The sequence below is a fragment of the Lysobacter spongiicola DSM 21749 genome, assembly GCF_900167055.1.
GTDB lineage: Bacteria > Pseudomonadota > Gammaproteobacteria > Xanthomonadales > Xanthomonadaceae > Novilysobacter > Novilysobacter spongiicola.
Map to the genome: position 1 here is coordinate 41871 of NZ_FUXP01000006.1, position 11861 is coordinate 53731.

The window sequence follows — 11861 nt, forward strand, 5'->3', positions numbered from 1 at the left end:
CAGGGTCCACATGTCCAGTCCAAACAACCCACGCAACGGCCACGGGGCCGCGGGCGCCCATGGCAGGAAGGGCCTCGCCGGGCTCGTCGTCGCGGCGGTCGGTGTCGTGTTCGGCGACATCGGCACCAGCCCGCTGTATACGCTCAGGGAGGCCTTCAGCCCGCACTACGGACTGGTCGCCAACCACGACACCGTCTTGGGCATCCTGTCGCTGGTGTTCTGGGCCCTGATGATCGTGGTCACGCTGAAGTACGTGACCATCATCATGCGCGCCGACAACGAGGGCGAAGGCGGCATCATGGCACTGATGGCGCTGGCCCAGCGCACGCTGCCGAAGGGCTCGAAGTCGGCCTACGGCGTCGGCATCCTCGGCGTGTTCGGCGCGGCACTGTTTTTCGGCGACGGCGTGATCACCCCGGCGATCTCGGTGCTGTCGGCGCTGGAAGGCCTGGAGGTGGTCGCGCCGCAGCTGGGCCGCTGGGTGGTGCCATTGACGGTGGTGGTGCTGGTGGCGCTGTTCGCCGCCCAGCGCTTCGGTACCGAGAAGGTCGGCAAGGTGTTCGGGCCGATCACCGGGATCTGGTTCATCACCCTGGCCGTGCTCGGGGTGGTCAACATCCTGCACGAGCCCGAGGTGCTGAGCGCGATCAATCCATGGTGGGCGGTGAACTTCTTCGCCACGCACAGCTGGCACGGCATCTTCATCCTCGGTGCGGTGGTGCTGGCGGTGACCGGAGGCGAGGCGATCTACACCGACATGGGCCACTTCGGCGCCAAGCCGGTGCGCTACGGCTGGTACTACTTCGTGCTGCCTTCGCTGATGCTGAACTACCTGGGGCAGGGCGCGCTGGTGCTCGAGGATCCCGCCGCCATCGCCAATCCGTTCTACATCGGCGTTCCCGAGTGGGGACGCGTGCCGATGATCGTGCTGGCCACCGCGGCGACCGTGATCGCCTCTCAGGCCGTCATCACCGGCGCGTTCTCGGTGACCCGGCAGGCGATGCAGCTGGGGTACATCCCGCGCATGAGCACCAAGCACACCTCCAGCGACACCATCGGGCAGATCTACATCCCGAGCGTGAACTGGATGATGATGATCGTGGTCATCCTGCTGGTGCTGACCTTCGGCAGCTCCTCGGCCCTGGCCACCGCCTACGGCATCTCGGTCTCGGGCACCATGCTCATCGACACCCTGCTGCTGGCCCTCGTGGCGCGCGCCCTGTGGCCGCGCTGGCGCTGGTGGGTGCTGCCGCTGTGCGTGGTGTTCCTGGTCGGCGACATCGCCTTCGTGATCGCCAATGGCGCCAAGATCCTGCAGGGCGGCTGGTTCCCGCTGGTGCTGGGCATCGTGCTGTTCACGATGCTGCGGACCTGGCGCCGCGGCCGCAAGCTCCTGCGCGAGGAAGTGCAGAAGGGCGGTATCCAGCTCGACAGCTTCCTGCCGGGGCTGATGCTCGCGCCGCCGGTGCGGGTGCCGGGCACGGCCATCTTCATGACCGCCGACAAGGGCGTGGTCCCGCACGCGCTGATGCACAACCTCAAGCACAACAAGGTGCTGCACGAGCGCAACGTGTTCCTGACCGTGGAAACGCTGGCGGTCCCTTACGCACCGAGCGACAAGCGCCTCAAGATCAGCGAGATCGGCGACGACTTCTACCGCGTGCTGATCCGCTTCGGCTTCATGGAGACGCCGGACGTGCCGCTGGCGCTGATGCGCTCCTGCGATGCCGGCGGCGTTTACTTCGACCCGATGGAAACCACCTATTTCGCCAGCCGCGAGACGGTGGTGGCGATCGCCCATCGCGGCATGCCGTTCTGGCGCGACCGCCTGTTCGGGTTCATGCACCGCAATGCGGCGCCGGCGACCGGCTTCTTCAGGATCCCGGGCAACCGGCTGGTCGAACTGGGCGCCCAGGTCGAGATCTGACGGGAGGCCCGCCGCCTGTTTCACGCGGCGGAGTATGTAGGAGCGGCTTCAGCCGCGATCGGACCATCGGTAGCCCATCGGCATCCGATCGCGGCTGAAGCCGCTCCTACAAATGCACGGATCAACGGCGGCGGGCGGGCGCCCGCGCAAGGCGCCGATCCGCGCCCACCCATGCGAACATAGCCCGATGAACGAAGAGCGCATCATCGCCCCCGGCGCGACCCACGAGGACGACGCGGTCGAGGCGTCGATCCGGCCGAAATCGCTGGACGACTACCTCGGCCAGCAGCCGGTCCGCGACCAGATGAAGATCTTCATCGAGGCCGCCAAGGGCCGGGGCGAGGCGCTGGACCACGTGCTGATCTTCGGGCCGCCCGGCCTGGGCAAGACCACCCTGAGCCATGTGATCGCCAACGAGCTTGGAGTCAACCTGCGCACCACCTCGGGCCCGGTGATCGAGAAGGCCGGCGACCTCGCCGCGCTGCTGACCAACCTGCAGCCGCACGACGTGCTGTTCATCGACGAGATCCATCGCCTCTCGCCCGTGGTCGAGGAGGTGCTGTACCCGGCGATGGAGGACTACCAGATCGATATCATGATCGGCGAGGGCCCCGCCGCCCGCTCGATCAAGCTGGACCTGCCGCCCTTCACGTTGATCGGCGCCACCACCCGGGCCGGCCTGCTGACCGCGCCGCTGCGCGACCGCTTCGGCATCGTCCAGCGCCTGCAGTTCTACAGCCCGGCCGAGCTCACCCGGATCGTACGGCGCTCGGCCAGCATCCTTGGCATCAGCTGCGAGCCGGAGGGCGCCGGCGAGATCGCCCGACGCTCGCGCGGCACTCCGCGCATTGCCAACCGCTTGCTGCGCCGGGTGCGCGACTACGCGCAGGTCCGCGCCGGCGGCCGGATCGACCAGGCCACGGCCGATGCCGCCATGGCGATGCTGAAGGTGGACCCGGAGGGCTTCGACGAGCTCGACCGGCGCCTGCTGACCACCATCATCCAGTCCTTCGATGGCGGTCCGGTCGGGGTGGAGTCCCTCGCCGCGGCATTGAGCGAAGAGCGCGGCACGCTGGAGGACGTGATCGAGCCCTACCTGATCCAGCAGGGATACCTGGTGCGCAGCGCCCGCGGCCGGATGGCCACGCCCAAGGCGTATCGCCACGTGGGCCTGCAACCGCGCGGCGCCGACGAGGACCTGTTCGAGGGTCCCGGCCCCTCCGCCTGACCCCGCTTCTCCCTCCGATCCGTTACAGGTCTTTCGACAATGTTCAGTCTACCCGTCCGTGTTTACTGGGAAGATACCGACGCCGGCGGGGTGGTCTACCACGCCCGGTACCTGGGTTTCCTCGAGCGGGCGCGCAGCGAATGGATGCGCGGACTCGGGTATGCCCAGGATGCACTGCGCGTCGAGCACGACCTGGTGTTCGCGGTCCGGTCGATGGAGATCGGCTTCGTGAAACCGGCGCGGCTCGACGACGAGGTGCAGGTCGGTGTCGACCTGCGCGAATGCCGCCGCGCGAGCGCGGTGTTCGCCCAGGAGATCCGGCGCGACGGGACGCTGCTGCTGAGCGCGACCGTGCGTGTCGCGGCACTGGATGCACAGGCTTTCCGGCCGCGGGCCATCCCGCAGCCCCTGCACGACCGGCTCATGGCGCTGGCGACACCTGCGCCCTGATCCGCAACCACTGACACCCGGCAGGCGCCGGACCGACCAACCGTCCGGAATGAACCGGGCACCGGAGACCACGCATGACATCGTTGCTGACCGCACTGCAGGCCGCCACCGTCGAACCGTTGCCGGAGGAGGCCGCCTCCGCGGCCGGCAACGCCGCGCTGGTGACCGCCGAGGGCACGCCGGTGGCCAGCAACCTGGACATGGTGCAGCTGATCCTCCATGCCAGCATCCCGGTGCAGCTGGTCATGATCCTGCTGTTGCTCGCCTCGATCGCCTCGTGGGTGATCATCTTTCGCAAGAAGAAAGTGCTCGACCGTGCCGAGCGCGAAGCCGAAGCCTTCGAGGAGCGCTTCTGGTCGGGCACCGAGCTGAGCAAGCTCTACACTGGTGCCAGCCAGCGCAACCGTGAACCGGGCGGCATGGAGTCGATCTTCGAAGCCGGCTTCCGCGAGTTCTCGCGCCAGCGGCGCGTAGCCGACAGCCGCCTGCAGCTGGAAGGTGCGCAGCGAGGCATGCGGGTGGCGGTCGCCCGTGAACTGGACGGCCTCGAGCACAACCTCGAGTTCCTCGCCAACGTCGGCTCGATCGCGCCGTACGTGGGCCTGTTCGGTACCGTCTGGGGCATCATGATTTCCTTCCAGGGCCTGGCGAACGTGCAGGAGGCGACCATCGCCACCGTCGCGCCGGGCATCTCGGAAGCCCTGATCGCGACCGCGATGGGCCTGTTCGCCGCGATCCCGGCGGTATGGGCGTACAACCGCTACGCCACCAAGGTCGAGCGCATCGCGGTGCGTTACGACGCCTTCACCGAGGAGTTCTCGTCGATCCTCGAGCGCCAGTCGCACCAGGACTGATCCGGCGACCTGCCGCCCCTCGAAGACGACTACGGAACCCACGCCATGGCCCCGACCGGACGCCGCATCCGCAAACGCAAGCTCAAGGCCGAGATCAACGTCGTGCCCTACATCGACGTGATGCTGGTCCTGCTGATCATCTTCATGGTCACCGCGCCACTGATGAACCTCGGCGTGGAGGTGGAACTGCCCCGCGCCGACGCCAAGTCGATCACCAGCGGCGACCAGGAACCGGTGGTGGTGAGCGTGGACGCCGCCGGCAACTACTTCCTGACCCTGCAGGGCGCGCCGCAGGAGGCGCTGACCCTCGACGACCTCGAAGCCCGCGTCGGCGCCTTCGCGCGCAACAATCCGGGGGTGCCGGTATACGTTGCCGGTGACGCCAACGCGCGCTACGAATCGGTGGTGCAGGCGATGGCACGCCTCAAGAACGCGGACGTGCCGCGGGTGAGCCTGATGAGCTCGACCCTGGAGGTCGAACAGCAGTGAGGGAGACCCGCGCCGATACCCGGCAGGCGCTGCTGCTCGCGATCGGGCTGCATCTGTTGCTGTTCGGGCTGATGTTCGCCGGGCTCTGGTGGGCCCGCGATGCCGCGCCGGTGTCCGCGGCCGGCTCGCCGGTCGAAGCCGAGCTGGTGGACGCCGATGCGCTCTCGCCCGCCATGCAGGAGGTGCTCAGCGATCGCCCGGAGCCGTTGCCCGAACCGCTGCCCGAGCCGGCGCCCGAGCCCGTCGAGGAGGTCGCCGCACCCCTGCCGCAGCCTGTTCCCGAGCCCGTGCCGGAGGACGCACCGACGCCGCCGCAGCAGCAGGCGCAGGAGTTCCTCCCCGAGCCGGACACCATCGAGCAGGACGAGGTGGTCGACGTGCCGACGCCGACCCCGTCCGATGAGGAGAAGCTCCAGGAGGAACGGCGCCGCCAGGCGCAGGTCGACCTGACCGAACGCAAGCGCCAGGAAGAGGCCGAGCGCCAGCGCCGGCTCGCCCGGGAGGCGCGGGAGCGCGAGGAGAAGCTGGCCGAAATCCGCCGGCGGATGGCGGAGGAGGCACGCAAGGCGGAGCTGGCGGAGCAGAAGCTGCGGCAGATCGCCGAGGCGCGCGAAAGTCGGTCCGGTTCCAGCGCGACCAGCCCGCCGCAGGGGAACAATGGCGTCGACCAGGATCTTTCGGCTCGGTATCAAGCCGCGTTGATCGAAGCTATCCGCGCCAAGTGGACGCGACCCGAGACTGTCCCGATTGGCGCGCGTTGCCGCCTGATCATCAAGCAGTTGCCCGGCGGCGAAGTGATGAGCGCCGAGGTCACCTCACCGTGTTCGTATGACGAAAGCGGGCGCCGATCGATCGAGGCCGCGGTCCTCAAGGCGCAGCCCCTGCCCTTTGCCGGTTTTGAGAAAGTGTTCTCGCGCACGTTGACGCTCAACTTCGAGGCCAGCGACCGCTGATACTTCGCTCCGCTGGGCCCGCGTTCAGCTTTGAGAAAGCGTTCACACGCATGCTGTTACACATTCAGCTTCCCCTTCAGGATGTGCCGATGAAAGGTTTTGCTTCATGGCTGGCCGCGCGTTGTGCGGTCCTCGTTCTGGCGCTGCTCGCGCCCGCCGTCGCTGTTGCCCAGCAGGGGCTCGAGCTCGACATCGTCGGTGGCCATGCCGCGGCATTGCCGGTCGCCGTCGTGCCGATGCCGTACCAGGGCAGTGGCACGGCGCCGGACACCGACGTGGCCGCCGTGATCACCGCCGACCTCAACCGGTCCGGCCAGTTCCGCGTGTTGTCCGAGCGTGACCTGGTCGAGCGGCCGACCCGCGGCAGCGAGGTGAACTATCCCACCTGGCGCGCGCTCAACCAGGACTACCTGGTCGTGGGGCGGGTCGTCGATGGCGGCAGCGGAAGCTACCGGGTCGAGTACGAGCTGTTCGACGTGGCCACCCAGGAGCGGCTGCTCGGATTTGCCATGACCGGACGCGCGAACGCGATGCGGGACGTCGCCCACCAGATCGCCGACGCCGTCTACGAGGAGATCCTGGGTGTGCCGGGTGCGTTCTTCACCCGTATCGCCTACGTGACCGCCACCGGGGTGGGGCAGGGCGCGAGCTACTCGCTGATGGTCGCCGACTCCGACGGCTTCAATCCCCAGACCGTCGTCAGCTCGCCCGAGCCGCTTCTGTCGCCCTCATGGAGCCCCGACGGCAACCGCCTGGCCTACGTGAGCTTCGAAGCCGGCAACTCCGAGATCTACATCCAGGACATCAGCTCGGGCAGCCGCCAGCTGATCTCCAAATTCCGCGGCATCAACGGTGCGCCGGCCTTCTCGCCGGACGGCAACCGCCTCGCGTTGACCCTCTCGCGCAGTGGCAATCCCGAGATCTACGTGATGGACCTGGGCAGCAAGGCGCTGCGTCAGATCACCAACCACTTCGGCATCGACACCGAGCCGACCTGGAGCGCGGACGGCAGCACGCTCTACTTCACCTCCGACCGTGGCGGCCAGCCCCAGATCTACCAGGTGCCGGCGGCCGGTGGCAGTGCCAGCAGGGTCACCTTCCAGGGCAACTACAACGCCAGCCCTTCTGTGTCCTTTGACGACAAGAAGATCGCAACGGCGCAGGGCGCGGGCAACACCTACCGGATCGCGCTGATGGATTCCACGCTGGGCGCGGCCCGCTGGAGCACGCTGTCGCCCGGGTCCCTCGATGAATCCCCGAGCTTCGCACCCAATGGCGCGATGATCATCTATGCTGCGCGCGAAGGCAGCCGCGGCGTCCTGTACGCCGTGTCCGCCGACGGCCGGGTGCGCCAGCGCCTGGTGCTGGCCGACGGCGACGTCCGCGAGCCGGCCTGGGGGCCCTTCCGTACACCACGCTGACGTCCTGATCAGGCGCCAGCGGTTCCACCACCGGTCCAACAACCGCTACACCCAGCCATGCCAAAGACGAGGAAAACCACGATGAACAGCACCACCCGTATTCTGGTTGCAACCCTGCTGTGCACCGCCGCCATCGGCTGCTCCAAGAAGGTGAAGGACGCTCCGCCGCCGGCCGAGACCACCCCGCCGCCGGTCGCAGGCCAGCCGACCACCCCCGGCGCCTACGGCCCGGAAGACCTGGACACCGACTCCTGCCTGCGCCAGCGCGTCGTCTACTTCGATCTGGACCAGGACGTGCTGCGTCCGGAGTTCCAGGCCCTGGTCGGCTGCCACGCCAAGTACCTTCGTGACCGTCCGAGCTCGCGCATGACGCTGGAAGGCCACGCCGACGAGCGCGGCAGCCGCGAGTACAACCTCGGCCTGGGCGAGCGCCGCGGCAACTCGGTCTCCTCGGCCATCCAGGCCAACGGTGGCTCGGGCAACCAGCAGACGGTCAACAGCTACGGCGAAGAGCGTCCGACCTGCACCGCTTCCAACGAAGAGTGCTGGGCCCGCAACCGCCGTGTAGAGATCATCTACACCGCCAAGTAAGGAAGAAAGACAGCCAATGATGCGCAAACTGTCCGTTTCAATTGCGACATCGCTGGTGGCAGCGGCGGCCCTCGTGGCCGCCGCTCCCGTCTCGGCCCAGCGCATGAGCCTGGCCGAACGGGTCGCCGTGCTGGAGCAGCAGGCCTCCAACAACCAGACCTCCGTCGACCTGCTGCGGCAGGTGAACATGCTCAAGGACGAAGTGGTCTCGCTGCGCTCGCAGATCGAGCAGATGGCGCACGACCAGGAGCAGGCCCAGAGGACGGCGCGCGCGCAGTACCTGGATCTCGATGGCCGGCTGTCACGGCTGGAAGGCACGGACCCGGCGTCGACGCCGGACCTCGGCGCTGCTCCGCCTGCCGATGCGGGCACGGTGGCGGCCCCGGTGGTCCCCCCGCCGTCCACTGCGCCGTCGGTGTACGGCGATCCCGGCAAACTGGACGAGATGGCCGGCGAGCGCGAAGCCTACGACGCCGCGTTCGATGTGCTGAAGGCCGGGCGCTACGACGAGTCGGCGACGATGTTCCGCGACTTCCTCGATGGTTTCCCGTCCGGCGCCTACGCGCCCAACGCGCTGTACTGGCTGGGCGAGAGCTATTACGTCACCCAGAACTACGAGCTGGCGATCGAACAGTTCGAGGCGCTGCTCGAGCGCTACCCGACCCATGACAAGGCGCCGGGTGCATTGCTGAAGGTGGGCCTGTCCCAACAGGGCCTGCAACAGGACGAGGCCGCCGAGCGCACCCTGGTCCAGGTCACCACCCGCTATCCCGGCACCGATGCCGCCCGCATCGCCAGCGACAGGCTGGGCGCGATGCAACTGGGCCGGCTGCGCTGAGTCCCCGGCCGGACCGGCCTCGCCCGGCCGATCCGCGGGTCGGCTAAAATGCGCGGATGAACGCCGTGACCCAAGAGGCGGCTGCAGCGTCGCCCGAGCGCCTGCGGCTGACCGAGATATTCCTATCGCTGCAGGGCGAATCCCGGAGCATCGGCTGGCCGACGGTTTTCGTGCGGCTGACGGGCTGTCCGTTGCGCTGCCAGTACTGCGACACCGCCTACGCCTTCCACGGCGGCGAATGGTGGGACTTCGACTCGATCCTCGCCGAGGTGGCCCGGCACGGTGTGCGGCACGTCTGCGTGACCGGCGGCGAACCGCTCGCCCAGAGGCGCTGCGTGGCGCTGCTCGAGCGCCTGTGCGATGCGGGCTATGAAGTGTCGCTGGAAACGTCCGGCGCGATCGACATCGGTCCGGTCGACACCCGGGTCTCGCGGGTGCTCGACATCAAGACGCCGGGGTCCGCGGAAGCCCACCGCAACCTGTGGAGCAACCTGCCGCTGCTGACCGCGCACGACCAGGTGAAGTTCGTCATCTGCTCGCGCGAGGACTACGACTGGGCGAAAGCGGTGGTCGCCGAGCATGGCCTGGTGGACACCTGCGACGTGCTGTTCTCGCCGAGCTTCAGCCAGATACAGCCCCGCGACCTCGCCGACTGGATCGTCGCCGACCGGCTGCCGGTGCGTTTCCAGCTGCAATTGCACAAGATCCTGTGGGACGACGCGCCCGGCCGGTAGCCGCGCGGCGCCCCTCTGTAGGAGCGGCTTCAGCCGCGATCGATATTCGGCGTTCCTCGTTGGTCCGATCGCGGCTGAAGCCGCTCCTACAGAAGAGCAACAGCCAATCTCCATCCATCACTCCCGATTCCAGAGACTCCCATGAAAAACGCCGTCGTCCTCGTATCCGGAGGCATGGACTCCGCGGTCGTCCTCGCCATCGCCCGCGAGCGCGGCTTCGCCGTCCATGCGCTGAGCGTGCGCTACGGGCAGCGGCATACCTCCGAGCTCGAAGCCGCGGCGCGGGTCGCCAGGGCCATGGGTGCGGTGGCGCACAAGACGGTCGGGGTGGACCTGGGCAGCATCGGCGGGTCGGCGTTGACCGATGCCGGGATCGACGTACCGATGGACCAGGCGCCGGGTGACGGGGAGATCCCGGTGACCTACGTCCCGGCGCGCAACACCATCATGTTGTCGATCGCGCTGGGTTGGGCCGAGGTGCTGGGGGCGGCCGACATTTTCTGCGGGGTCAATGCCGTGGATTATTCCGGTTACCCGGATTGCCGCCCGGAGTTCATCGAGGCCTTCGAGCGGCTCGCCAACCTCGCTACCCGTGCCGGCGTCGAGGGTGCAGGCATCCGTGTGCACGCGCCGCTGCAGCACCTGGGCAAGGACGACATCGTGCGCGAAGGCGTGCGGCTGGGGGTCGATTTCGCCGATACCGTCTCTTGTTATGCGGCCGATGCCGCGGGCAAGGCCTGTGGCCACTGCGATGCCTGCAGGTTGCGGGCAGCCGGCTTCGACGCCGCCGGCGTCGCAGACCCGACCCGCTACGCCTGAGGGCCGGGCGAACGCGGTTCGAAGGGAGGCGGGGCAGCGTAGGCCGGGTCCTGCCGGCGCTGCGCACGCTGCATCCATGCCGCCATCAGCCAGAGCCCGCCGACGAGGTAGGGCAGGCACGCAGGTACCCACATCACCAGGCCCGCCAGTTGCTGGTCCGCCAGCACGTCCAGTCCCAGTGCCGGCGCACGCTCGGCGTATACCTCGTACAGGGGGCGGCGGGAGAAGGTGAGCAGTGCGCCCATGAAGCCCATCGCCATCATCACCGCCACCACTGCAAGCAGCGCCGGCCCGGCGCCGGTGCTCGCGTCGCGCAAGCGGTGCAGCATCGCGGTCCAGAACCACAGGCCTGCCAGCAGGAAGCTGCCGTGCATCGCCCAGTGCACGCCCTCGCTGGCCAGTGCCGCGCCGGTTGCGGCGGGCAGGTGCCATAGCGCCATCACCCCGACATGCACCAGCGTGGCGAGGCCCAACCCCGCCACGACCTGCGACTTCAGGCCGGCCACCGCCCGGTGCACGCGTGGCGACCAGCGCGGAGGCAGTGCGTGCGCGACCACCCCCATCGGGCGCCCCGACAGCAGCAACGGAGGCGCGAGCGCGAGCAGCAGCATGTGCTGCGCCATGTGCGCGGAGAGCGACCATTCGCCATAGGCATCCAGCGGCCACACTGCCGCCAGGAACAGCGCCAGAATGCCCGCGCCGAACCCGCTGGCCTGCAGCCAGGACACGCCGCGGCCGATGCCGGCCTGCCGCCACAGCCTCGCCAGCCCCACCGTGTACAGGGCCAGCAGGACGGATGCCGGTAGCAGGAACCAGGGCGACAGCGTCCACGCCGTCGCGAGCGTCGGGACATGGTCGCCATGCGCCAAGGCGACAGCCGGTGCGCCCAGGCAGAGGGCGAATGCGAGAGCACGGCAGGACCAGGAGCTGGACATGGCACGCACGCTAGCAAACCCGTCGTTCCGTGCCCGTGGAGCCGGGGAGGCAGCCATGCGCCACGGGTCGACGATGTTGTCACTCCGTCTTGCGGCGGCTTCGCCTAGATTGCATGTCTACAGCAAGGTTTCGAGGACGGGCATGTACTTCTGGCTGAAGCTCCTGCACATCACCGCAATGAGCGTCTGGTTCACCGGCCTGTTCTTCCTGCCGCGACTGCTTGCCGCGCGCCATCGTCGCGAGCTCGACGCCGAATCATCGTTCTTCATCCCCGCCGCCGGCACGCTGTACTTCCGCGTGATGTCGCCTGCCGGCCTGCTGACGATCGGGCTCGGGATGGTCCTGATCGCCTACGGCCCGACCGGCGCCTGGCTGGTGATCAAGTTGCTGGTGGTGCTGATGGCGGTCGCCATCCACCTGTATCTGGGCGTGGTGATGTACGAGCTCGAACAGGGGCGCGAACGCCACGGCGTCGGGTTCTACCGCCTGGCGGGCGCGATCCCGCTGGTACTGCTGCTGGCGATCGCGGCGTTGACCGGGGCCAAGCCCGGGACGGTGCCGCCGCTTCCGGCGCCGCCCCCGCACTCGACCTGAGCCGACCCTGCCTGTCCAGGGCCTCGC

Annotated in this window: 13 protein-coding genes; 12 read left to right on the forward strand and 1 reads right to left on the reverse strand. The window is 68.4% G+C overall.

The genetic code is table 11. The features are described 5' to 3' along the window. The first annotated feature begins 10 nt into the window (after positions 1 to 10). From B5D37_RS09070 to queC, 11 genes are all read left to right on the forward strand, one after another. Positions 11 to 1927, forward strand: a complete 1917-nt coding sequence (locus B5D37_RS09070; RefSeq protein WP_078758418.1) for a potassium transporter Kup — start codon at positions 11 to 13, stop codon at positions 1925 to 1927. Between the two features lie 187 nt (positions 1928 to 2114). Continuing rightward, complete coding sequence (gene ruvB, locus B5D37_RS09075; protein ID WP_078758419.1) at positions 2115 to 3155, forward strand: Holliday junction branch migration DNA helicase RuvB; 1041 nt, start codon at positions 2115 to 2117, stop codon at positions 3153 to 3155. A 39-nt stretch (positions 3156 to 3194) separates the two neighbouring features. Further along, on the forward strand, positions 3195 to 3605 hold the full coding sequence (gene ybgC / locus B5D37_RS09080) for a tol-pal system-associated acyl-CoA thioesterase (protein WP_078758420.1): 411 nt from the start codon (positions 3195 to 3197) through the stop codon (positions 3603 to 3605). A 74-nt stretch (positions 3606 to 3679) separates the two neighbouring features. After that, positions 3680 to 4459: a protein TolQ gene (gene tolQ, locus B5D37_RS09085; protein WP_078758421.1), complete on the forward strand. Its 780-nt coding sequence runs from the start codon at positions 3680 to 3682 to the stop codon at positions 4457 to 4459. A gap of 45 nt (positions 4460 to 4504) precedes the next feature. Continuing rightward, on the forward strand, positions 4505 to 4948 hold the full coding sequence (gene tolR, locus B5D37_RS09090) for a protein TolR (RefSeq protein ID WP_078758422.1): 444 nt from the start codon (positions 4505 to 4507) through the stop codon (positions 4946 to 4948). After that, positions 4945 to 5901 (forward strand): cell envelope integrity protein TolA, encoded by a 957-nt coding sequence (gene tolA / locus B5D37_RS09095; protein ID WP_159447373.1) that lies wholly within the window; start codon positions 4945 to 4947, stop codon positions 5899 to 5901. The genes tolR and tolA overlap by 4 nt, the downstream gene beginning before the upstream one ends. Before the next feature lie 89 nt (positions 5902 to 5990). Continuing rightward, complete coding sequence (gene tolB, locus B5D37_RS09100) at positions 5991 to 7322, forward strand: Tol-Pal system beta propeller repeat protein TolB (RefSeq protein WP_078758423.1); 1332 nt, start codon at positions 5991 to 5993, stop codon at positions 7320 to 7322. An 81-nt stretch (positions 7323 to 7403) separates the two neighbouring features. Beyond that, positions 7404 to 7913, forward strand: coding sequence for a peptidoglycan-associated lipoprotein Pal (gene pal / locus B5D37_RS09105; RefSeq protein ID WP_078758424.1), 510 nt, complete (start codon positions 7404 to 7406; stop codon positions 7911 to 7913). Between the two features lie 19 nt (positions 7914 to 7932). Continuing rightward, positions 7933 to 8751 carry a tol-pal system protein YbgF gene (gene ybgF / locus B5D37_RS09110; protein WP_200809221.1) on the forward strand — a complete coding sequence of 273 codons (819 nt, stop codon included), beginning with the start codon at positions 7933 to 7935 and terminating at the stop codon, positions 8749 to 8751. A 56-nt stretch (positions 8752 to 8807) separates the two neighbouring features. Then, complete coding sequence (gene queE / locus B5D37_RS09115; protein WP_078758425.1) at positions 8808 to 9485, forward strand: 7-carboxy-7-deazaguanine synthase QueE; 678 nt, start codon at positions 8808 to 8810, stop codon at positions 9483 to 9485. A 141-nt stretch (positions 9486 to 9626) separates the two neighbouring features. Next, a complete protein-coding gene (gene queC / locus B5D37_RS09120; protein WP_078758426.1) occupies positions 9627 to 10304 on the forward strand; it encodes a 7-cyano-7-deazaguanine synthase QueC in 678 nt (225 codons plus the stop codon). Here the strand turns inward: queC and B5D37_RS09125 are convergent. Beyond that, on the reverse strand, positions 10295 to 11239 hold the full coding sequence (locus B5D37_RS09125) for a cytochrome c oxidase assembly protein (protein WP_078758427.1): 945 nt from the start codon (positions 11237 to 11239) through the stop codon (positions 10295 to 10297). The genes queC and B5D37_RS09125 overlap by 10 nt on opposite strands. Between B5D37_RS09125 and B5D37_RS09130 the strand changes: the two genes are divergently transcribed. Then, a complete protein-coding gene (locus B5D37_RS09130; RefSeq protein WP_234987786.1) occupies positions 11238 to 11834 on the forward strand; it encodes a CopD family protein in 597 nt (198 codons plus the stop codon). The genes B5D37_RS09125 and B5D37_RS09130 overlap by 2 nt on opposite strands. The last annotated feature ends 27 nt before the right edge of the window (positions 11835 to 11861 follow it).